Raw genomic sequence first — 21,851 nt, forward strand, 5'->3', positions numbered from 1 at the left:
AGGGAAAATGATCGAAGGCCGTCAGGCAACCAGCGGCGCGGGCTGCACGCGGCTTTCGCTCAGGCGGGCGAGTTGCCTGATTTCGCAGAGGCCGAGCAAATACGACACGGCCGATTCCCCGCCGCGGTTCTCATTCGGACGGTCGGGATGCAGGCCGTCCCGGCAACTGCCGGTTTCCAGATCGACCAGCGAGATCGAAAGGTCGTTGCTGCCGAGGAACCATGCGAACACACGCGCGGCTTCGGCTTTCCACTCGCTATCATGGTCGGCACGCCATGCGGCGAGACAGGCGGCGATGGTGGCCGTAGCCTCGAGCGGCTGCTGATCGAACGGCCTCGGCTTCCGGCGCGTGTCGCCAAAACCTGCGGTGCCGACGGGCCGGAATTGACCGCTCGCGGCAGTTTGCTGCTTCACCAGCCAGCGCAGCGATCTCAAGCCGGCGTCCAGATAGATGGCACTCTTGGTCGCCATGCCGGTCAGGATGAGGGCTTGCGGCAAACGGGCGTTATCGTAGGCAAGGCCTTCTTCGAACCAAATCCAGTCCTGCGTCTCGACCGCATTGAAGATCGCGATCAATCTATCCGCCAGGCGAAGCCGGAGATCGGCCGCGCCCGCGTCGCCAGGGGCGGCGGCACAATAGGCGTCGAGCCCCAGCAGCACGAAAGCCCAGGTACGCGGCGAGTGAAAGACTTCCACACTCCGCGCAGCCTCGGCGAACAGCGCCGCAGCCCATTTCCGCCGTGACAGATTCGCGTCGGTCAACGCGCAGACGCCGAGAGCCCATAAGGTCCGGCCATGGCTGTCTTCCGAGCCGCTATCCTCGAGCCAGCTGCGGTTAAAGCCCATGAAATTGCGAAACCGCTTTGTGTCGGGATTCCACGCGTGCTGGACAAAGCCGGCAAACCGGGCCGTCAACACTTCCGGCAATCGCTGCTCGCCGGGAATGTTGAGCGCGCACGCCAGCAGCAGCGCGCGAGCGTTGTCGTCGACACAATAGCCATGGGAGCGATCCGGCACGCAATGTACGGCGTGTTGGAACAATCCGGTGTCGTCGCACATCGACAGGAAATGACCGATGCGCATTTCCGGTGGCGCGCGGCTATCGCGCAGCAGCGTGCTGGTGTCCGAGCGCACGATTGCCTTTAAACGATGCCTGCGACCGGCATTATCGAACGTCGACACATAACGTTCGGCTGTCCGCTCCCACGTCATGGGACGACTGCTGGAATAGGCCCGCTTACGCATGGCCTGCCGCAACACCGTGTTGGTCAGTAGCTTCGCGATTTCATTGCCAATTGCCGCGGTATCTCCAAACGGAACCAGGATACCACGGCCGTCGGCCAGCAGCTCGCGCGCATGCCAGTATGGTGTGGAGACGACCGCCTTTCCCAAGCCAAAACTGTAAGCCAGCGTGCCCGACGTCATCTGAGCTTCGTTTAGATACGGCGTAACATAGACATCGCACATCGAAATGAAATCGAGCAGCGTCGGCTGGTCGACGAACTGGTCAAGAAACACGACGTGCCTGTCGATGCCGAGCTTGCGAACACGCGCCACGAGGCTGTCGCGATAGGCTTCGCCCTGGTCGCGTATCAGGTTCGGATGGGTCGCGCCGAGCACGACATAGACCGCATCCGGACGGCTTTTCAGGATCGCGGGCATGGCGTCGATCATGACTTCGATACCCTTGTTGTGCGACAGAAGGCCGAAAGTAAGAATGACCGCCCGGCCGCTGAAACCTCGCCTGGCTTTGGCCTCGTCCGGTTCAACGAACGCAAATTCCGGAATTCCGTGCGCGATGACCTCGATCTTTTCGTCGACCACCTGATAAACGGTTCTCAGCAATTCGCGGCCCTTTTCGGCCATCACCACGATCTTGGACGATATATCGGAAATCCGGACGATGACTTCGCGTTGCACCTTCGTCGGCTCGGCGAGCACGGTATGGAGCGTGGTCACGACTGGCATATTCAGGCGCAACAGCAGGGCCAGGATGTGACTGCCGCAGTCGCCACCGAAAATGCCAAACTCATGCTGAAGCGAAACAACCTCGAACCGGCCGCGGTTCAAGAACTCTGCCGCACGAATATAGTCCTCCGGCCGATCGTCGTTGATCTGAAATCCAACGGTAGAAGGATAGTCATAGGCCTGGCCGTGGTCGGTCATCGCGACGACGACCGTCTCCAGATCAGGCCGCGAGGCAGCGACAGCGTGCTGAAGATCGGTAGTGAACGTGGCTATGCCACACCGGCGAGGCAGTGAATTTCCGATAAATGCGACCCGATTTAGCGCAACCACGTTTGCACCTCCTCCGTTTTCGGCCGGGGATGCCCGGGCATGTCTGGGTAATGTTCAACGAGTGCAACTGAATCTGCATGTGGGCCGGGATAGGCGAGGAGCGCCGTCAGGCCGTCGGGGCCGGCCTCGATCCTAAGCTGATCCGCCTCGACAAAGACCGCATGACCGGCGGACATTGTCGCTGCTGCGATCTGGCCTTGCCCTTTAATCAAGACAATCCACGCCTCGTTTTTGGCGTCGAGCGTCCAGACCGAGCCGGCGGCAAGATCGATTTTTTCAAGGAAAAAATGGGCACTGGTGACGAGGGCCGTTCGCGTCTCATTCAGTTTTCGCGAAGGCCATTGACGCGGTGCCGGCGCTGCCTTTGCAACGGCAACGGCATTGTCGGGATGCAGCTCACGCTGCCGTCCGTAGTCGAAAAGGCGAAATGTGGCGTCGCTGTGCTGCTGGATTTCGGCGAGAACGATACCCGCGCCGATCGCATGAATAGTGCCGGCAGGAACAAAAATAACATCACCGCAGCGAACCGGACGCCACTGCACGAGGCCACCGATCGAGCCATCCAAAATGGCGGCTCGCAGCTCCGTAGATGAGAGCGAGCGCTTCAATCCGATGGCAACCCGGGCACTGGGCGTGGCCGAAAGAATGTACCACGCCTCGGTCTTGCCATTGGCCAGACCGATTGATCGGGCGAACGTATCGTCGGGGTGAACTTGAATGGACAGCGGCTCGGTCGTGAAGAGAAGTTTGAGCAGCAGAGCGCTCCTCGGAGAATTCGCGTCCGCGCGCCGAAACCATAATTCGCCGATCGGATCGTCACTGGCGACGATGTCGCTCCAGGGAAGCAAATTGCGGCTTCCCCACGGCTTGCGTCGGGCCTCTACAATGGCGCGCTCGATCGACACTCGGTCTCCCTGGCCTCTGCGGCGCAAGCCGTACCACTCGCGATTCAGGCGACGCTCTCTCTTCGAGAAAGAGAGCGGCGTGGGCTTGGCCTCGGTGATGTGGTTGCGCTAATGGCGTCCGCTGCCAACACCGCTTACGGCGACTCGCATGGCAGCGCAGTTCCGCAAGCCAGTTCTGCGAAGGATGACGTCCAGGTTGGCATCATCGTTCGACGGGCGACGAAATCGTCACCGACTGTGCGCTCTTTCCTGCTGGATAGATATGACTATCTTCGGTCATGCCGCGGTCGACGGTTCGGCATGTTCTGATTAAGAGGTGACCAATACCTTCACATCCATGCTCAGAAAGCTGTCAGTGCTGCCAAGGAAGCTCCCTGACACCGGCGTGCACTGGCTGATATCGCGAGCGACCGCAACGGGGATCAGATTGCGGCCTCCGACACTGCGGTTGGTCGGGTCGAAGGTGGTCCAGCCCGCTCCGGGGACAAAAACCTCGGCCCAGGCGTGAGTCGAGCCCGCGTCGACCGAACCCAGCTGGTCGTGGTTCGGATCGTGCAGATAACCCGACACGACGCGCGTACCGAAGCCGAGCTTGCGTGCGGCTTCTGCGAACAACACCGCGAAGTCGCGGCACGAGCCCCAGCCACGATCGAGCGTCTCGTTGGGCGATTGGGTGCCCTCGACTTCGCGGCTCTGATACTGGATGCGTTGCGCGATACCGGCATTCAGGTCCTTGAGCAGGGAAAGGGTATCGGTCGGACTGCTGCGGATGAAACCTCTCGCCCAGTTTTGCAACCGCTCGGCTGGATCAGGATATTGCGCGATAGTCAGTGCTCCGAGGTCGGTCCATTCGTCAGTGGAATAGCTGAACGGGTAGGAGATAGCCGAAGCGGCGATGGCAAAAACCGGCCAATCAGCCGTTTCGAGTGAGATATTCGCCACGCTGTCGATGATGAGCATATCGGTCATGGCCGTGAACGTGGCCACAGCGACCGCATTGCCGAAGACGTCATGTGCCCATGCCGGCACCGCTACCGGCGTTATCGTCAGGTTCTGCGATGCGAGACGAAGGTCGCGACTTTCGCGTGGACGAAGCATCAAGCGGTGTGGTGCAAGGCTCACCAACCCGCGGAAACGATAGGTAGTTTTGTGTTGAATTCGAAGCGCAACCAACAGGAGCTCCAATATCCACGCCTACGAGCAGTCCGAGACAGACTAGGCGATCTCGGCGCACGGCGCACTTGTAACTGCGGAACTCAGGCTCATATTGCTGTTATGGCCAAATCCCCAGTTCGCTTGCTTGACGTCGCCGTGTCGCAATCCGGTCAGGGACGTTGGAAGTGGAACGTTTCAGACGGTGCAACGGAGATCGCGTCGGGGTTCGAAATTACGCGGGAGGCTGCTCAGATTCAGGGTGATTCAGCCCTGTTCGCACTGCTGTCCATCAACCGACGATAAAACGGGCTGAGTATGGCAAACAGCGGTCTCCTGCGCGCGAACTATTGCCTCCCGCCAACGGTCGCGCGGAGGTGCGGTAAGTCTTTCTACCTGCATTGATCGCGCGTAGAAGAGCTAGCAGAGAGATTTCGGCCGGACCTCGACGGTGCTCCGGCCCCCAGATCGCGGCGCACGTCTGGCCCCGATGATCGCGCGGCGCACGTCTTGGGCACCGAAGCTCCGAACCGATTTTGGCGACAATCTACCCTCATTTCAGCGCGCCACGACGGGCGTATCGATTGCGATGATCCGCCGCCGCCGGCCGCGCTTTAAAAGCTCGCTAATCCCAACGGAGCAGCGTAGGGTCGTGATATCACCGCCCTTCCCACGGCTTCGACCGGTGACTGAGGGTGACGAGCGCTCCCGCCGAACAGGAGGAGCGCGTATGCCGCGTTTTCGTCTGGCTGATTGGATCGTGCCGCCGGTGATAGTTCCGCTCTTTCTTCTGTTCCTAGTGTGCGCGGCGGCCGTCTTGCATGGATAGGACCACGCAGCTGCAATTCCTGGTCAGCGGGGACCATCAATCGGGCCGCGTCAATTTTGGCCACGACACGACCGCTGCCGCCTTGAAGAAGGCGAATGAGCTCCTGGACAGGGGCTATTCGGACGTGCGGATTTGCACGCCGCGAGGCCGCGTCCTGCTGTCCGATGAGTTCGATCAGCTCGAGGCATGAGGCCGCACGAGTCTCATGAGTGTTGTTCGGAGAGGCATATGATGAAGACGTTTCTTGTGGTGTTTGCGCTCTGCACTTTTGCGCAAGACGCTCTCGCCCGCGAGCTCGACTGCCGCACGATCGAGAACACCAGCGGACGTCTCGCTTGTTATGACGCCGCTTTTCCTCCGAAAATCAAGGCGCCTGTGACGGTCGAGAGCGACGGATCGCGAGCGGCATACAAGGACCCATTCGCGGCGGAAGAGGCCCTAAGTGTAGCGAAGCTGAAGAATATCTGTCGCGGCTGCTGAGATTTGCGACACCGCAGTAGTGGGAGTGCGAGACAGGGAAGGCGGCGAAGCGAGCCGTTGCGGTCGTTGGCATCATCCCGCGTTTGTCAGCAGTCAAAGGAGCCTTTGTGGCCCGCGAAACAATCTATATCGTGCAGGCATTCAACGCCGGCAAGGGCGGACATCTGAAGCCGGACTCTCCGATAGCCTGCAAAACGGAAAGTGCCGCGCTCCGAACGGCGGAGCGGCTCGCGTTGAGCAAGCTTGCTGTTGTTGCGTTCTCGTCGAGTGGCGATCCCGAAATGGGCGACTATGACGATGAACCTACAGTCATCTTTCGCAAGGGTGAGCTACCGGCGGCCTTCAATTGAGGCTTCGGTTCGGATCAAAGCGACAAGAAGGCGAATATTGATGAGCGCTCGACTTGAGACGCTGAAGACAGCCCGTAGTCGCATGATCGAGGATAGGGACGCGCATGCGACCGTACTGGCCGCTCCCTTCGATCGCGACAAGGCCGAGCGTGCACGCAACAAATTCGTCGAGCTACAAACACTCATCGACGCCTTGGACCGCGCGATAAGCGGAGAGATGTCCTGCCCGTCAGGAAGTTAAGCCACGCCCAGGTCTCGTCGCGGGCGTTCGTCTCGTCCGCCCTAGAACTGATACCGCCGCAAACCGCCATTCACCGGAATCACCGTGCCCGTTGTGTACCGCGCCACCGGTGACGCCAGACACATCGCAAGCGCGGCGAGATCTTCCGGCTCGCCCCAATGATGGGAATGGTTCGCGATCGGAAGTGAAGCGCGTCCATTGCGGTCATTGTCGGCTCATTGGCCCTCAGCCGAACTGACTACGAGGGGCCGCATAGGCCGCTCTCAGAGGAGAACCGGACCTGACAAACAGAACGGCCGGACTGCCGCTTGTGACCGCAAAGCGAACATTCTCGGAGCGGGCACCGATGTACGCTATCGGAAGCAAGCCGATGGGTCGCCGCCTGCGTAGCCTTCCAGACAAACGAGGCGGCGGATTCACTTGCCGGCGTGGACGTGCCCGTGTGGTTCCCAATGAAAAACCGCGCGAGGCGTCAACGATTGAGTGTCAGGGTCGGGGCCATAGTTGCGGAATTGTCGTTTTGAAAGCCATTGAGCAGCACATAACCGCCGAATAGGATGACGGCCAACAAACCATATACAAGGTAGGAAGGCCGTCCGGACCCGAGAGCGCTCATTTCGCTGGACCCTTTCTTGGCGAAGCGACCGCTCAGCTCTTTGTGGCCGTCTTTGAGAGTTCAGCTTCTACGCCGACTGCGCACGCCCTGGCGAATGAATAGTCCATACTCGTGGAGGCAACGGTCTTCACAAATTCGCCGATGACGTTGTCCCTTGAATAGGAGCTCGCCGCCTTGAACTTGGCGACGGCGCCGTCGGCCGCTGTGAACTGAGCGACGCATATCGGGACCAGGACAGACATCCGACCGTTGGTCTCCGCCATTGTGGTCATGGTTTGGGCGGTACCGCCGGTGACCCAGCCGCCCCAGGAAAATCCGATCGTTATCGCCGCAACAGCGCCGAAAGCGATTCCCTGGAGGAAGCGAGTCCGCGCCTCACCTTGCAAAATGTCGGGCATTCTCATGATGGTCTCCTTTTTTTGCGCACAAGCGGGTTCGCAGCCGCAGACGCCGCTTGCGTCCGCGCTTGGCAAAACATCTAGCTGTGTGAGATTGCGCCTTCCGATGGCACGCTAGCTGCCGCTACGACGACGAGCAGCGACCTCGGAAGTCACCGCTTCATGGACAGCTTCAAGGCGAACAACTGCCACCTTGCCATTCAACGATAGTCTGATGGCCTGATGCTGTACAGCACCTTCTTAGTTCCAGTCCAAAGGTAGCAGTGCCGTCGTCTCTGAGCGCGGTCTCAGGCCGTGATTGCAGCTATCAGCGGCTTGGTCCCGACGACGTTCATGACCGCCTCCAGATTATGGGCCAGGCAGAGAGCTGTCTCGGCGATCACCATTGTGGCAGGGTCTTAAGGACTGACTCTGGCGGAGAATAGCTTGTCAGTGGAACGATCGAGCCGCTTATCGGAGCCTTGCGTCCCGTTTAGATGGCCGACCAACTCGCCGGAAAGTCGATAGATATTGATCCCTTTTAGATGATAAAGTTCTTGGCCGTTAAGGCTGAAGATGGTCGCGCCATCCACCACCCCAACGCGGGTGCCATTGCTATTAAAAATATTGCCACTCATGACTGACCTCCCAGAGGCCCCGGAACCAAGCTGCGCTTGTTGTAACCAGATAGCGAGACAATTCGGACGCCACGCCGGAAAATCCAGACGACCATCGCCATGGCCAACGGAGGCAATTTAGCTCGGGATGCTAATTCGACCGTAAGAAGCTGTGTGACCTCCGGCAACTTAAGGAGACCTGTTACATCGCAATCGACGCAGCGGAATTTGCGTCCTCCCGTTTTCACGAGCACAAATCGCATAGGCCTGCTGCACTTCGGGCAGATGGGAGGCGGGGTATTCTTGGGCATAGGATCTCCCTTTCACCAAGGCGGGAGCACAACACTGTCAGTCACCGACAACAGCCGAAAGCGCGAAACGGTGATAAATCACCCTGCGCCTTTTAACGGTCCAGTAACGAGTCAATTCCGAGCAATCGACACGGTATTCAAGCACTCCGCCATTTTTAGATCGGCGCAATCACGGTTTCGATCCGCAGGGTCAGAATTGCGCGGCTGGCGGCTTCTCACTCGAACGATCAACATTGATTGGCATCGACGGTAGCGCAGCGATATTCGATCTCATCTTTACCGATATCCATCATTGGCACCAAAGCGGACACGGCGGTTATGGTGATGCTGCTGATAGCGTTCGTCGAAGATTGGCATCTTTATCGGCTAACCACGCTTTACGGACCTTCTTGGCGCGCTCGGGCAACGTCCCTTGTCTCAAACAATAGCAAGAGGCGATCAACGGCCTTTCACTTCCCTAGCGCCGTTCAGCATAAAAAACAGCAGGCCCATCTGTTCGTCCTCATATCCCCGGATGTTGCCGCGCGCGAGCATCAAACCTTTCTCCCGAAACAGAGCGGACTTAGGTCTTCTTTTTCGCTGTCGGCGGATTGATTTCAGCGATCCTGCGCAAGCAGTCGGCTTCGGAAGAATGCGGGCCCGAGACGAAGGTTCCGCTGACTTTGGTCGAGTACCAGCCGGATTCCACACCGAGACGAAGCGATTCTTCTGTCATGACGTGACGAGGCGAGAGACTTTGCATCATGGTGCTTTCGGTTAGGCCGTTCCATCGTGGCACGAACGGGCAGGATGAAGTGCTCACTTGAGCCAAACACTGGTTTGTTCAGGTCTCTTCCCCGAAAGTCGGGTAAGGTCCGCAAGCACCGCGGACACCAGGTCGCGGTGATGGGTGTCGGCCGCCGGCAGGCCGGCGGAATACAGGTTGAGCACGTAACGCGCCTTGGCCACAGCCTCGGGCCACGAGGTGGCCGGTGCGGCGAGGATCTCGATTCGACAACGCCCTGCTTGTCACGCAGCAGCTTCGCATTGGCCTCGACTTCGGCAACTACGCGACGGATATCGGTGGCTTTCTGCGCCGCCATGCCGCGATGTTTGTCGAACTCGATCGGGGTCTCAGTCACGCGGCGCACTCGCATCGATGCGTTGCGCGTCGGACAGATCGATCGAACTGATCGAGATCATCTCCATCGCGGATCGTTGCGGCGGCGCGCCGGGCACCATGATCATGGTGGCGACCCGCCGGAAGCACGGAAACGAAAGGCCTTCGATCATCTCCTCGTCGGTGATGATTTCGTAAGCTCCCGATGCGAGCTGCCGGTCGATACCCTTGATGCGGAAGGGATGCCTGAAATGAACCGTTTCCCGTCGTGTGCGCGTGGTCATGCCGGCAGCCCGGCGAATCTGCGCGCGAAGTCATGAGGTTTTGCGGACATCGTCGCAGCGTGCGCGCTTTTGCGGCAATTAGCTATCGTTTTTTCCGCTGCCGGCCGCATTTGACCGAATAACCCGGCCGAAGCCTTGTACTGGTTCGTTTCGTAGCCATTTCAATTGTGAGGAGCCTGAAAGGCATTTCGAATGAAGATTCGCGTCGGATTCGAAATGTTCTACGATTTTCCGCAACCGACGCCGATGATCATGGTGCTGGGCACACACTTCACGCGCGCGTCCGATGTGATCGTGCCGGACTTCCTCACTACCGACCCCGCCATCGAGATCGGACCCTATCGCGACATGTTCGGCAATTGGTGCAGCCGCATGGTTGCGCCCGCCGGTCGTGTGCGTCTTGCGGCCGATGGCGTCGTTCGCGACAGCGGCCTGCCCGATCCGGTGTTTGCTTCTGCAGTTCAGCATGCGGTCGAGGACCTGCCCGCGGATACCCTGGTCTATCTGCTCGGCAGCCGCTATTGCGAAACCGAGCGGCTTTCGGAAATCGCCTGGCAATTGTTCGAGAAAACACCGCCGGGCTGGGCACGGGTCCAGGCGATCTGCGATTTCGTGCACCGTCACGTCGCGTTCGGATACGAGCATGCGCGCGCCAGCAAGACGGCGTGGGAGGCTTACGCGGAAGGCAAGGGCGTCTGCCGCGATTACGCCCATCTCGCCGTCGCGTTCTGCCGCTGCATGAACATTCCCGCGCGCTATTGCACGGGCTATCTCAGCGACATCGGCACGCCAAAGCCTTGGGCCGCGGGCGATTTCGCCGGCTGGTTCGAAGCCTATCTCGGCGGCCACTGGCGCACCTTCGATCCGCGCAACAACGTGCCGAGGATCGGCCGCATCCTGATCGCGCAGGGCCGCGACGCCTCCGATGTGCCGATCACCCAGACGTTCGGGCCAAACACACTGGTCAGCTTCAAGGTCTGGACCGAAGAGATCGTGTGACGAAGGATGATCTCAGTTCCGAGATTGGCCCATCAGCGAAGTGACGCCCCGTCTGGTCCAGGTCTGCTTATTGGGGCATCGCGGACCAGATTTGCTCACCCTGAGTTCTTCGCATTTTGACCCTAAACGGGAATCGGGCGTCGCCTGATCGGAGTTACAAAATCCCGCTCAATGTGGTTTGCGGCAAGGTGCGTGGTTTGCTCCCTAAATCGCGCGGGCCGTTCGCCACATGGGTCAAGCTGAAGAACCCGATGTCGCCTTCGAAGGATGTGCAGAGGACTCAGTCGTTCAGAGATGAGCACGCGGCAATAGCCATCCCATGATCTTCTGATACGGATCGCGACGACTGCGGACGAATGCGTTCTCGTTCTGCTGAGCGGCGGTCCTGGCGAATTCAGAAATCCCCTCCATAGACTCCCGTTTATCCTTCGGAAGCTTCGCCCATTGGCGAATGATCTTCCGGCGGGTTTCGCGTTGCTTTTCCCTTACGTCAGGCATCGGGACGCTCCTTGAAGAGGATTATTCCGGTCGACCTGGTATTGTTTGGGCTCACTAGAACTTCAACGTCCAATCAAGAACTCTTAGCCCCTCTTATCAAAAAGAATTTTGGTTGCTTCTCAAAGGCCGTATCCTGCGCAGGCTAAACCTGAACCAAACCGATGATTAGGTGCCCAAACCAAGATTGGTACAGCTTGGTACACCCCAATTTGGTGTCCGCCTATACACGGGAGCGAGTCTCATATTGGCTTTGCAGGCCCGCCGCCCTAGAATTGCGTCGATCGCAGGACGGGCGAAATGCAGTATGTTTGCGACGCGCCGAAGGGCAAGACGTGGTTCCGTATCGAGACGGAAGGTGAAGCGGTGCATGAGTCGCGCCTGATGGGCCACACAGTTGAGAAATATTTCCGCCGCGAGCGGGAGAAGGCAGTCCAGTCCTGGCGTCCGGAGCGGCCCAACGCGATCGAGCGCGACATCGGCCTCGAGGCCCATGTACAGCGAGAGATGCCGCTTTTCCTCACGCTGCGCGACAGGGAGGGCAATGCACTGACTACAGCGATGCTGCCACCCGGTGGCAAGGATCGCGGCGGGTTCCGGATCATCATCGTTGCCGCATCCAATGCCGATCCCTATCCTCAGCAGGACGCGGCCATCGCTGCACTGGGAGCGCATTTCGGTCTCACACTCGATCGCAACCGCTGCTTCCCCTACGGCCGCTAAGGAGCCTGACAAGTATCGCCGCTTGATTGGAGCGATGTCGGCTCATGTGAAGGGTTTCGGATGCCGGCCCCATGAAGGTGGTGCCGCGCACGCCGGGGCCGGCGTCCGAAAGCCTACAAGGGAGGAAACCGCGCTTAAGGGAACGGAAGGCCGTGCGGCAGGCGCTATGGGGATTTGAGCGCCGCGGGTGAGCACGTTGATTGAGATCGAGCTGGTGCAACGATTTGTGCGACGGCGAATCCGCTGACGAATGCGCGGCGGATGGCACCGAACTCCATAAGCTGTCTGACGATTTGCGACGGCTGGCGGATATCTGAGCGCACTCTGCCGTGGCCGGTCGAGAGCCGGCGATCACGACGAGCAGATTTGCAGGATTGTGACGCGGTCATGAGGTGTCGATCCTGATGCGGTTCGTTGGAGGCGTCGGCCGATGCCGTGGCGTTACACCGCGCGCGAAGACCTCGATGATGATCATGTGACCGCCGCAGCATGGACAAGTGGGCCTGCTGGGATCGACGGCGGCAGCGGCAGGCTGGTCTTCAGGTTTTGCCATGGCAAGCTGTTCACGGGCGTGAGCGACGTTGTTGGCGCAAGCGCCTTTAGCGAACAGGCCGTAATGACGGATGCGGTGCAAGCCCTTGGGTAACACGTGGATGAGGAAGCGGCGGATGAACTCGAAGGTCCCGAGCGTCATGCACTTGTATCGATCGCGGCCCTCGATGCGGTAGTCCTTCCATTTGAAGGTGACGCCATGTTGATCGAAGGCGATCAAGCGGCTGTTGGCGATGGCGACGCGATGGGTATAGCGCGACAGATAGGCCAGCACCGCCTCGGGTCCGCCGAACGGGCGCTTGCTGTAGACCACCCATTCGCTTCTGCGCAGCGGCGCCAGATGGGCCGCGAAGGCTTGCGTGTCGGCAAGCAGGGGATGATTGCCGAAGACGTTGAGGCGGCCGGCTGCGTGCGCCGCCATGAGCTTCTCCAGGAACAGCCGGCGGAACAGCCGCGAGAGCACGCGCACCGGAAGGAAAAAGCCGGGTCGACACGATACCCACTTGCTGCCATCAAGCGAGATGCCGCCGCCCGGCACGATCATGTGCACGGGCGGATGATGGGTGAGCGCCGAGCCCCAGGTGTGCAGCACGGAGGTAACGCCGACGCGAGCCCCGAGATGCTTGGGGTCAGCGGCGATGGTGATCAGGGTCTCGGCAGAAGGGCTGCAGGGGGAAGCGCCCGGTGCCAAGCAATGCTCAACATCGGCGCGGCCGCTGCTAAAGGCGGAGAAGGACGAAACATGGATGCGATGCTCTCGTTTCTGATATCGGCAGGAATAATGGCCTTTGGTGTTTGGATTGTCGTGGGCACCGTCATTGCTGGATCGCCATTGGCTTGGACGTTCACGGGGTTAGTGCTCATGGTCGTAAGCTCGATCAGCCTTTATCAGGTAGTCAGCGGCCTAAAATCTGCGTAGCGGGTTCGCTAATCGGTTCGCTTTATTGACACGATAGTGGTCCGCCGGTTCCATGCCGGCCGGATTTTCAGGCCTCAATCGAACGCGATGCCGATCCGACGTGTCTTTCGCCAGACAACGTGACAATGGTGATTGCTGCGCTCTGTGCCGATAACCAAGTCGAAAGAGTCGGGAATGCCGATTTGGCTTTCGACCTCGAGATTTGCGCCATAGCCTGACATTTTGCGGACCAGGCAGTCGATTCCAGAGCCATCAAGCGAGATCGTTCCAGCCGTTAGGGTCTGCTGGCGCTGGGTGCCTCGCTTTTCGTCTAGACCGGGCATGCTTCTCTCCCGTGAAATTTTGTTCTTGAAGGCAGCATTTGCCCAATCGTGCAAGCTGGCAACTACTGTTCTCCTATCGAATCGTATCTGTGCCATGCAGTGCGAGCCGCTAGCAGCATCAAACATCTGGAAGGTTCGGGTCGCGTCATCAGACGCGGCCCTTGAGATGGCATTATTTCTCATGAGGCCTTGTGCGCCTGCAACGCACGCTTATGTGCGAAAGATGGCTAGCACTCGCCAGTCCTGAGTGCCAATTTCAAACAAAAACCAAACCCAGGAGGACCGCCATGAAATTCCGTCCGCTTCACGACCGCGTTGTGGTCAAGCGTGTCGACGCCGAAGAGAAGACTACCGGCGGCATCATCATTCCGGACACTGCCAAGGAGAAGCCCTCGCAGGGCGAGATCACAGCGGTCGGCCCAGGCGGCCGCGACGAAGCCGGCAAGCTGATCCCGATCGATCTCAAGGTTGGCGACCGCGTGCTGTTCGGCAAGTGGTCCGGCACCGAGGTCAAGCTCGATGGTGAAGAGCTGCTGATCATGAAGGAGAGCGACATCATGGGTTGTCCTCACCGATCTGTCCGCCGCCAAGAAAAAGGCCGCTTAAGCGCCAGCCAGATTTCCTTATCCTGAGGAGTCGGCGCAGCCGGCGTCTCGAAGGATAAGATCAGCAATTCAAATCTCATTCCTCAAGAAACTCGCCTAGTCGCGAGGCCTTTTGCGGTCTGACCAGTTGAAAACGGAGATGATTATGTCAGCAAAGGAAGTCAAATTCGGCGTCGATGCCCGCGACAGGATGCTACGCGGCGTCGACATACTCAACAATGCGGTCAAGGTGACGCTCGGCCCCAAGGGCCGCAACGTCGTGCTCGACAAGTCGTTCGGCGCGCCCCGCATCACCAAGGACGGCGTCACCGTCGCCAAGGAAATCGAGCTTGAGGACAAGTTCGAAAACATGGGCGCCCAGATGGTGCGCGAAGTCGCCTCCAAGGCCGCCGATGCTGCCGGCGACGGCACCACTACCGCGACCGTGCTCGCGGCCGCAATCGTCCGCGAAGGCGCCAAGTCAGTTGCCGCCGGCATGAACCCAATGGATCTGAAGCGCGGTATCGACCTGGCGGTGGACGCCGTGGTCGCCGACCTCGTCAAGAACTCCAAGAAGGTCACCTCGAACGACGAGATCGCCCAGGTCGGCACCATTTCCTCCAATGGAGACGCCGAGATCGGCAAGTTCCTCGCCGATGCCATGAAGAAGGTCGGCAACGAGGGCGTGATCACGGTCGAAGAAGCCAAGTCGCTCGAAACCGAGCTCGAGGTCGTCGAGGGTATGCAGTTCGACCGCGGCTATATCTCTCCCTACTTCGTCACCAACGCCGACAAGATGCGCGTCGAAATGGACGATGCCTATGTCTTGATCAACGAAAAGAAGCTTTCCCAGTTGAATGAACTGCTTCCGCTACTCGAAGCCGTAGTGCAGAGCGGCAAGCCGCTGGTCATCATCGCTGAAGACGTCGAAGGCGAGGCTCTCGCCACCCTCGTCGTCAACCGCCTGCGGGGCGGTCTCAAGGTCGCGGCCGTCAAGGCTCCGGGCTTCGGCGATCGCCGCAAGGCCATGCTGCAGGACATCGCGATCCTGACCGGCGGACAGGCGATCTCAGAAGATCTCGGCATCAAGATGGAGAATGTCACGCTCGCCATGCTCGGCCGCGCCAAGAAGGTGATGATCGACAAGGAGAACACCACCATCGTGAGCGGCGCCGGCAAGAAGGCCGACATCGAGGCGCGTGTCAACCAGATCAAGGCGCAGATCGAGGAGACCACCTCGGACTACGACCGTGAGAAGCTGCAGGAGCGTCTGGCCAAGCTCGCGGGCGGCGTCGCGGTGATCCGCGTCGGCGGCGCGACCGAAACCGAAGTGAAGGAGCGCAAGGATCGCGTGGATGACGCGATGCATGCGACCCGCGCTGCAGTCGAGGAAGGCATCGTACCGGGCGGCGGCGTCGCACTGTTGCGCGCCTCCGAACATCTCAAGGGGCTGCGCACCAAGAATGACGACCAGAAGACCGGCGTCGAGATCGTGCGCAAGGCGCTCTCCTGGCCCGCGCGCCAGATCGCGATCAATGCGGGCGAGGACGGCTCCGTCATCGTCGGCAAGATACTGGAGAAGGACCAGTACTCCTACGGCTTCGACAGCCAGACCGGCGAATACGTCAACCTGATCTCCAAGGGCATCATCGATCCTACCAAGGTCGTTCGTGTGGCGATCCAGAACGCGGCTTCTGTGGCAGCGCTGCTGATCACCACCGAAGCGATGGTGGCAGAAGTGCCGAAGAAGAACGCTGGGGGCGGCGGCATGCCTCCGGGTGGCGGAATGGGCGGCATGGGCGGTATGGACTTCTAAGTCCCAGCTTTGAGGCGATCAAAACGAGAAAGGCCTGGCAACAATGCCGGGCCTTTGCGTTGCGTTCTGGGACCTCGATCCGCTACTGTTGATATGCTTTCATCCAATGGTGCTTGCTGACCTTTTCCGTCAAAAGTAGGCGAGGCACTGCGTCCCGTCCGCGAGCGTGACACCAGAGCAGGTCTGAACTAGCTCCGCGCCAGGGACAAGCAAGGAAAGCCAATGCCCCGACCAAGTCGCTCCGTCGGTGGTTTCTCAGAAGGCGACTTTGCCAGTGGTTTTCTCGGCGACTGATGCAGCTAATAACTAACAAGGTGATCGCTATCTGCGCGGCCTGTTCGTCGCCGGCGCGTTCGCCGTCATCCGCTATGCCAAGATCCATGTCGGTCATGACGCGCTCGATGTAGCCGACCTTTTCCCCGCCGGTCCCGTACACGTTCGTGCCCTCGACATTGTCGCTTCCGATCAGACTGAATGTCTCGCGATCTCCGATGGCCATGTTGGCCTCCTGGATGTTGTCTTCTGGAGTCAACGGGACCACGGATGGCTCCGTTCCTGGTTCGAGGACGAGGATGGAGCTGACCGTTTTGGAGCGCGATTTTCTGAGGAGGCTCGTCGGCGAATCCTGGGTCAGCCCGCCGATGTTCGACCATGAGATCATAACCCGGCTCGTGGACCTGGGTCTGGTCGAACCGAACCGCTTCCATCCGGAGGAGTAGAATACCGCATAACTGACGCGGGTGACGGGCGGCGGCTACTGCGTAACAGGTCGGCCGGTCCAGCGGGATGGTGGGGAGGGCCGAGCGGGAAGCGGGGCGCGGCTGCGATGGCCGGAGTGCCCACAAGGCACCTTGTTCCGGGCACAGTAGTCCACCGCTCAAATTGATAAATGGCTTAACTCGCCCGGTTTGATGCCGCCAGAATAAGGCTTAAGATTCGGGTGATTTGCAAACAAAGTGAGGTGTAGCTTGACAGCCGACCTCGTTTTCAAGATCGCCATTGCCGGACTGTTCATCTTCTCGACGGTTCTCGCCTCTGTGCTCGTCCTGAATTTATGAACGAGTCGCCTCGGTGCGCGCGGCGGCCGGCATCGCCGGTCCAGACGCCTGATGGGGGCGACGAGGATGCAGAAAAATGTTGTAACAAATGACGCCGGCCGGGTTGCAATCTTGGCCACGTATCCGAGGCGGCGCCGGTCAACCTAATAGAGAATCCTTGGGAGCGGCAATTCGATCATGCAGACGATTCCCGCAGGGCCGAATTCACGTCGGACCGTAGCGTTCGGTATCGCCTTTTCAATGAGCGTGCTTCCAAAGCCGGTGGACGTCGGTGGCGTGACAGGCGGACCGCCCTTTTCGCGCCAGACCACCGTCAGAAACCGTTGAGCACTCTGGGTGCGCACGGTCCAACTCAGATCCACGGTCCCGGTTTGCTGTGAGAACGAGCCGTACTTGGCAGCATTGGTGGCCAGTTCATGGAAGACGAGCCCGAACGGCGTTGCCAGATCGGCAGGCAGGATGACCGGTTCGGCTGCGATCTTGGCCCGGCCAGGATTGCCGGAAACATAGGGGTCGAGCTGCCTGCGCGCCAACGTCCCGAGATCGGCCCCCTTCCAGTCGGAGTCGACCAGCAGCGAATGAGCCTCGGCCAGCGCGGAGAGGCGGCCATCCAGGCGGTCGGTGAAATCGTCGTACGATTTGCTGAAGCGCCGGGTCTGATGCGCGATCGACTGCACAACCGCCAGCGTATTCTTGACGCGATGTGTCAGTTCGCCAAGCAATAATTTTTGTTGCTCCTCCCACGCCTTGCGTTCAGTCACGTCCCGGGTGCTTTCAAGGGCGAGCTGCCGACCTTCGATGGTTTCCAAGATGATGCGGCTTTCGATGGTCAATTGCCGGCCATCCTTGGTCTTGTGCTTCAACTCGCCGTTCCAGCTACCTTCGTCCAACAATTTCATCCGTAACCTGGCGAACGATCCTCCGGGTACGATCGTGTCCAACAACTTGTCTTTCCTCTTTCCAACCGCCTCATCGCGGCTGTAGCCATACAGTTCTTCGCTGCCGCGATTCCATTCAACGATTGTGCCGTCAATATCCCAGATGAATATGGGATCGCGCGAGAGCTCGACGAGTTGGATCTGCTGGCGAAGCCTGCGCTCGCTTAACCTGAGCGCATCTTCCGCATGACGCCGGTCTGTCATATCGACGAAGGTGAGAACGACGCCGTCGATCCTGTTTTCGACGGTGCGGTATGGGCGCAGACGAACGTCGTACCAGCGATCCTCGCGGCTGCGAATTTCGTGCCGGATGGGGGCGAGGTTGGCGAGCACCGCTTGCGCGTCCTTGACCAGGCCCTCGTATTCTAGCTTGTGTGCGAAATCCGAGATCGGCCGGCCTTCGTCACTCGGCGTGATGCTGAAAAGCTCGGTCACCTGCTGCGTAAAACGTTTGATGCGTAAGCTCGAATCGAGAAACAAGGTCCCGAAATCGGTCGCTGCCATCAGGTTTTGGAGGTCGCTGTGTGCGCGCGACACAGCCTCCAGCTTCAGCTTGAGCTCGCTGTTTACGGTCTGCAACTCTTCGTTGATGGATTGCAGCTCTTCCTTGCTGGTTTCCAGCTCTTCGGAAGTGGAACGATATTCCTCGTTGATGGATTGCAGCTCTTCATTGGCCGCGCGCAATTCCTCGTTGGCGCTGTCCGACTCCTCCCGCGTCGTTTGCAGCCGTGCCTGCGTCTGCAAAAGCTCTTCCCGCAGCCGGGTGACGAGTTCGGCGGTGGCCGCACTCTGCGAGAAGACTCCTTCGGCGCCCAGCTCGACCACCCCACCTTCAACGAACAGCACCAACGCGTTGCGGACCCCGCTATCATTGTGATCGTCCGCCGGTTTCACGTGCATTAGGACACGGTGCGGCGAGCCGTTGAACTGAACAGGGATAGGCAGACTTAGCCAGGATTGCGAGGTTTCAAAAACCCGGTGCAGAGCTGTGCGCAACTCGAACCGGAGTTCCGGCCGCACCAAATCGACCACGTCGCCGGTCAAGGGGCCGCCGGCCGGCTGCAAAAAGCGGCCGGCGTGATCGGACATGTGCAAGACCCGATGCGATTGATCGACCAGAATGCTGGGCGGAGCCAGCTTTTCGAGTGCTTGGCGGTGCAAGGCAACCTCGCTGAGCAGTGCGGTCCGGCTCGGCGGCCTTATCAGATGTGCAGGATGCTCGTGCAGCATCCCCATGTTCCCGAGCAAGCGCGGCATCAGACGCAGTTCGCCAGGGGCGGCCGACGACTGATAAATGCGAGCCTTCCGGTCGAAAGTACGGAACAGTCCAGCCGGATTGTCGGCAGTCTCGGACGTGCCCAGCATCAGAAATCCGTCTGGGTTGAGCGCATAATGGAAAGTGTTACACGCCAGCTCTTGCAGTTCGCGATCCAGATAAATCAGGAGGTTGCGGCACGCGATCAGATCGATGCGCGAAAACGGCGGATCCTTGAGAACGCTGTGACTGGCGAACAGCACCACGTCGCGCAGTTCCTGCCGAACACGATAACGATCCGCTTCTCGCACGAAAAAGCGCTGCAAACGATCCTCGCTGACGTCAGCTTCGATGGTCAGGGGATACCGGCCTTCTCGCGCGATGGCGAGCGCCTGGGGGTCTATGTCCGAGCCAAAGACCTGAATTGTCGGCCTGATGTCCTCTCGCGTGGCCTGCTCCAGCAGCAGCATCGAGACCGAATAGGCTTCCTCGCCGGTGGCACAGCCAGGGATCCAGACACGAATCGGACGATCGGGCAGCTTCCCGTGAAACACTTGTGGAATGACCTGAAGTTCAAGTGTCTGGAACGCTTCCTTGTCGCGGAAAAAAGAAGTTACCGAAATGAGCAGGTCGCCCAACAGGGCCTGCGCTTCGTCGGTGTTGTTACGCAACACGCCGTAATAGTCGTTCAGATTTTCAGCTCTCGTGACCTGCATCCTGCGCGCGATCCTGCGCAGAATAGTCGCTCGCTTGTATTTGGAAAAATCATGCCCCGTTCGATTCCGCACATGTGCGAGGACGCGCCGCAGCAGTTCGTCGTTGAAATTATGCAGCTGCGGCCCGCCATCACGCTTCTCGCGCACCAGCTCAGTCAGGCGTTGAGCTAATTCGCGCACCGGCAGTACAAAATCCGCAATGCCGGTCGCAATCGCGCTGCGCGGCATCGACGGGAATTCGGCCTCGTTAGGGTCCTGCACGAGGATGATGCCACCGGACTCCTTGACGGCCCTCACGCCGACTGCGCCATCGGACCCGGCGCCGGTCAAGATAACAGCGCAACCGTCCCCGTGCTGTTCCGCCAGAGATCGAAAGAACAAGTCGATCGGCGCTCGTTTGCCGCGGGGCTCCTCGAACTCGGCAGTCGCTATTTCGTGGTCGGTGATGTGCAGTCGGCGGTCGGGTGGAATGACGTAAACGTGGTCGGCTTGCAGCGGGACGCGATCTCCGACCTGGGAGACTGGCATATGTGTACGCGCAGCCAGGATGTTTGGCATCTCGCTGCGAAAATCCGGATCGAGATGCACCACCACGACAAAGGCAGCACCGGTTTTCGCGGGCAGCGCACCGAACAGAAGCTGTAACGCGTTGACGCCGCCGGCGGAGGCGCCAATGCCGACTATGACCGGCGTGGTGGCACTCTGTGCCGGTACTTCGTTCCCATCCTGGTCACTAATGTCAGCCATCCCGCGGTCCCCAGCACTCCGTCCGGTCGAGACCAGTATTGGGCTAACCTTATCACGGGTTCGGTCAGAAAAGTTTGATTTGGCAGGGATTTAAGCAAAGCCCCAAGCGTGGGTTCCACGTTTATACGTTCTATGGCCATCGCGATATCCTGGCCATTGGGCATTTCCGCCGGCGGTCCGAGGCGCTGCTACCTCACCGATGAATTCGCGCATGAATTCTCGTAGCAGCAGTTTGTCGATCAACATCAACGCCAATCCGTTCCTCAAGGTGATGACGGTCGGCGATATCAAGAGCTGGGTCGATCGCAAGATGGCAGTAGGCAAATCGGCGGGGCGCTCGTGAAGCGAGACGTCCCCTGCGCTCACGAATGCCGTGGACAAACCAACAACGCCACAGTAACTGGAATAAATTCCCGTCGTTTCACTCAATCCTCATCTCAGCTTGAAGAGATAGGTGCAGATTATCAGGTTTCGCCAATCGGACCACCATGTCCTCCAACACCAGTATCGCCAAGAGAGCTCGCACGAAGGCCGAGGCGGATTTTGCCACTTGGCTCATGATGGCCAAGCTCGGTGGTTTCGATGACCTTCCGTCAAACGCACAGAGCTTTCTGACAAACTATCGAATCCGACTTGAGACGATGAGCGAGGCCGAGTCTACGGCCCTGGCCGTTCGCGAGGTCTACAGCGCTTACTACAGCGAGATGGGAGGCGTGGGCCCGGCGCCGGAACTAAAGGCTCGCACACCAACGACAGGGAACAAAGGCGTGCGGTCCCAGAGAGGGCCTAAACCTCAGCCCGGTCTATCGGCTTCGCGCCATTCGACGAGGTCAATGATCGGAAAATCGCTTTCGGCACTGCTGATTTTCGCGAGCATGGTGGCACTGATCGTCGCATATAGATTTCTGACGCAGTAACATCGCCCGCGGATTGTGTGCGAGCAGCAATTTCGAGCAGTAACCACGTTCAGTTACGGACCGTGAGGAATTACGGCGTTTGCTCTTCAGGTTACTGTGGCGGAGAGGATTATGCCTATCGGACGGTACTTAGCCTGGATCGGGACATCGCTTCTTGTGTTGCTGTTCGTGGCAAACTGGTTCCTTCCGCAATCTTTGGCAGAGCCAACCGGTGATGAGATCAACCGCCCCGTTATTCGGATAGCCTCAT

Annotated in this window: 23 protein-coding genes and 3 pseudogenes; 12 read left to right on the plus strand and 14 right to left on the minus strand. The window is 59.4% G+C overall.

What is annotated here, in order from left to right; genetic code table 11:
• Positions 1-21: 21 nt before the first annotated feature.
• From RAD10_RS06640 to RAD10_RS06650, 3 genes are all read right to left on the minus strand, one after another.
• A complete protein-coding gene (locus tag RAD10_RS06640; protein ID WP_461616816.1) occupies positions 22-2,298 on the minus strand; it encodes a glycosyltransferase family 4 protein in 2,277 nt (758 codons plus the stop codon).
• Positions 2,286-3,203 carry a class I mannose-6-phosphate isomerase gene (locus RAD10_RS06645; protein ID WP_461616817.1) on the minus strand — a complete coding sequence of 306 codons (918 nt, stop codon included), beginning with the start codon at positions 3,201-3,203 and terminating at the stop codon, positions 2,286-2,288. The genes RAD10_RS06640 and RAD10_RS06645 overlap by 13 nt, the downstream gene beginning before the upstream one ends.
• Before the next feature lie 309 nt (positions 3,204-3,512).
• Positions 3,513-4,376: a transglutaminase family protein gene (locus RAD10_RS06650; protein WP_461616818.1), complete on the minus strand. Its 864-nt coding sequence runs from the start codon at positions 4,374-4,376 to the stop codon at positions 3,513-3,515.
• A gap of 800 nt (positions 4,377-5,176) precedes the next feature.
• On the opposite strand from RAD10_RS06650, the gene RAD10_RS06655 reads away from it, so the two are divergent.
• The 4 genes from RAD10_RS06655 to RAD10_RS06670 all read left to right on the plus strand — a co-directional run bounded on the left by RAD10_RS06655 (position 5,177) and on the right by RAD10_RS06670 (position 6,255).
• Entirely contained in the window at positions 5,177-5,374 is a 198-nt protein-coding gene (locus RAD10_RS06655; RefSeq protein WP_461616819.1) for a hypothetical protein, read from the plus strand.
• Between the two features lie 38 nt (positions 5,375-5,412).
• A complete protein-coding gene (locus tag RAD10_RS06660; protein ID WP_461616820.1) occupies positions 5,413-5,664 on the plus strand; it encodes a hypothetical protein in 252 nt (83 codons plus the stop codon).
• 107 nt (positions 5,665-5,771) lie between these two features.
• A complete protein-coding gene (locus RAD10_RS06665) occupies positions 5,772-6,014 on the plus strand; it encodes a hypothetical protein (protein WP_247279109.1) in 243 nt (80 codons plus the stop codon).
• Between the two features lie 40 nt (positions 6,015-6,054).
• Positions 6,055-6,255: a hypothetical protein gene (locus RAD10_RS06670; RefSeq protein WP_461616821.1), complete on the plus strand. Its 201-nt coding sequence runs from the start codon at positions 6,055-6,057 to the stop codon at positions 6,253-6,255.
• A 41-nt stretch (positions 6,256-6,296) separates the two neighbouring features.
• On the opposite strand, the gene RAD10_RS06675 is transcribed toward RAD10_RS06670, so the two are convergent.
• The 6 genes and pseudogenes from RAD10_RS06675 to RAD10_RS06700 form a co-directional block, all read right to left on the minus strand.
• Positions 6,297-6,434, minus strand: coding sequence for an SDR family oxidoreductase (locus RAD10_RS06675; protein WP_461617063.1), 138 nt, complete (start codon positions 6,432-6,434; stop codon positions 6,297-6,299).
• 469 nt (positions 6,435-6,903) lie between these two features.
• Positions 6,904-7,275: a hypothetical protein gene (locus tag RAD10_RS06680; RefSeq protein WP_461616822.1), complete on the minus strand. Its 372-nt coding sequence runs from the start codon at positions 7,273-7,275 to the stop codon at positions 6,904-6,906.
• Between the two features lie 392 nt (positions 7,276-7,667).
• Positions 7,668-7,886, minus strand: coding sequence for a 4-fold beta flower protein (locus tag RAD10_RS06685; protein ID WP_195785838.1), 219 nt, complete (start codon positions 7,884-7,886; stop codon positions 7,668-7,670).
• Between the two features lie 852 nt (positions 7,887-8,738).
• Positions 8,739-8,918, minus strand: a complete 180-nt coding sequence (locus RAD10_RS06690; RefSeq protein ID WP_461617064.1) for a hypothetical protein — start codon at positions 8,916-8,918, stop codon at positions 8,739-8,741.
• A gap of 56 nt (positions 8,919-8,974) precedes the next feature.
• Positions 8,975-9,297: pseudogene (locus RAD10_RS06695) on the minus strand (hypothetical protein).
• On the minus strand, positions 9,290-9,559 hold the full coding sequence (locus RAD10_RS06700; RefSeq protein WP_247279112.1) for a hypothetical protein: 270 nt from the start codon (positions 9,557-9,559) through the stop codon (positions 9,290-9,292). The pseudogene RAD10_RS06695 and the gene RAD10_RS06700 overlap by 8 nt, the downstream one beginning before the upstream one ends.
• A 192-nt stretch (positions 9,560-9,751) precedes the next feature.
• Here RAD10_RS06700 and RAD10_RS06705 point away from each other — a divergent pair, with 192 nt between their 5' ends.
• The gene (locus RAD10_RS06705; protein WP_461616823.1) at positions 9,752-10,558 is read left to right on the plus strand and encodes a transglutaminase-like domain-containing protein; all 807 of its coding nucleotides are present in this window, start codon (positions 9,752-9,754) and stop codon (positions 10,556-10,558) included.
• A 288-nt stretch (positions 10,559-10,846) separates the two neighbouring features.
• Here RAD10_RS06705 and RAD10_RS06710 read toward each other — a convergent pair whose 3' ends face one another.
• Entirely contained in the window at positions 10,847-11,056 is a 210-nt protein-coding gene (locus tag RAD10_RS06710) for a hypothetical protein (protein WP_461616824.1), read from the minus strand.
• Between the two features lie 297 nt (positions 11,057-11,353).
• Between RAD10_RS06710 and RAD10_RS06715 the strand changes: the two genes are divergently transcribed.
• Complete coding sequence (locus RAD10_RS06715) at positions 11,354-11,776, plus strand: hypothetical protein (RefSeq protein WP_461616825.1); 423 nt, start codon at positions 11,354-11,356, stop codon at positions 11,774-11,776.
• A 385-nt stretch (positions 11,777-12,161) separates the two neighbouring features.
• Here the strand turns inward: RAD10_RS06715 and RAD10_RS06720 are convergent.
• Positions 12,162-12,989, minus strand: a pseudogene (locus tag RAD10_RS06720) (IS91 family transposase); the annotation flags it as partial.
• A gap of 33 nt (positions 12,990-13,022) precedes the next feature.
• Between RAD10_RS06720 and RAD10_RS06725 the strand changes: the two are divergent.
• Positions 13,023-13,247, plus strand: coding sequence for a hypothetical protein (locus RAD10_RS06725; protein ID WP_461616826.1), 225 nt, complete (start codon positions 13,023-13,025; stop codon positions 13,245-13,247).
• Positions 13,248-13,321: 74 nt separating this feature from the next.
• Here the strand turns inward: RAD10_RS06725 and RAD10_RS06730 are convergent, their stop codons facing one another.
• A complete protein-coding gene (locus RAD10_RS06730) occupies positions 13,322-13,570 on the minus strand; it encodes a PilZ domain-containing protein (protein ID WP_461616827.1) in 249 nt (82 codons plus the stop codon).
• 287 nt (positions 13,571-13,857) lie between these two features.
• Between RAD10_RS06730 and RAD10_RS06735 the strand changes: the two are divergent.
• Both RAD10_RS06735 and groL read left to right on the plus strand, forming a co-directional pair.
• Positions 13,858-14,176 (plus strand): annotated as a pseudogene (locus RAD10_RS06735) (co-chaperone GroES).
• Positions 14,177-14,320: 144 nt separating this feature from the next.
• Positions 14,321-15,970 carry a chaperonin GroEL gene (gene groL, locus RAD10_RS06740; RefSeq protein WP_234683541.1) on the plus strand — a complete coding sequence of 550 codons (1,650 nt, stop codon included), beginning with the start codon at positions 14,321-14,323 and terminating at the stop codon, positions 15,968-15,970.
• Between the two features lie 82 nt (positions 15,971-16,052).
• On the opposite strand, the gene RAD10_RS06745 is transcribed toward groL, so the two are convergent.
• Positions 16,053-16,469: a hypothetical protein gene (locus RAD10_RS06745; RefSeq protein WP_461616828.1), complete on the minus strand. Its 417-nt coding sequence runs from the start codon at positions 16,467-16,469 to the stop codon at positions 16,053-16,055.
• Between the two features lie 73 nt (positions 16,470-16,542).
• Here RAD10_RS06745 and RAD10_RS06750 point away from each other — a divergent pair, with 73 nt between their 5' ends.
• A complete protein-coding gene (locus RAD10_RS06750) occupies positions 16,543-16,689 on the plus strand; it encodes a hypothetical protein (protein ID WP_461616829.1) in 147 nt (48 codons plus the stop codon).
• Between the two features lie 482 nt (positions 16,690-17,171).
• Here the strand turns inward: RAD10_RS06750 and RAD10_RS06755 are convergent, their stop codons facing one another.
• Positions 17,172-20,684, minus strand: coding sequence for a chemotaxis protein CheB (locus tag RAD10_RS06755; protein ID WP_461616830.1), 3,513 nt, complete (start codon positions 20,682-20,684; stop codon positions 17,172-17,174).
• Between the two features lie 211 nt (positions 20,685-20,895).
• On the opposite strand from RAD10_RS06755, the gene RAD10_RS06760 reads away from it, so the two are divergent.
• The gene (locus RAD10_RS06760; protein WP_461616831.1) at positions 20,896-21,027 is read left to right on the plus strand and encodes a hypothetical protein; all 132 of its coding nucleotides are present in this window, start codon (positions 20,896-20,898) and stop codon (positions 21,025-21,027) included.
• 145 nt (positions 21,028-21,172) lie between these two features.
• Complete coding sequence (locus RAD10_RS06765) at positions 21,173-21,601, plus strand: hypothetical protein (RefSeq protein WP_461616832.1); 429 nt, start codon at positions 21,173-21,175, stop codon at positions 21,599-21,601.
• Positions 21,602-21,851 lie beyond the last annotated feature (250 nt).

It is taken from the genome of Bradyrhizobium sp. 23AC (genome assembly GCF_054863025.1).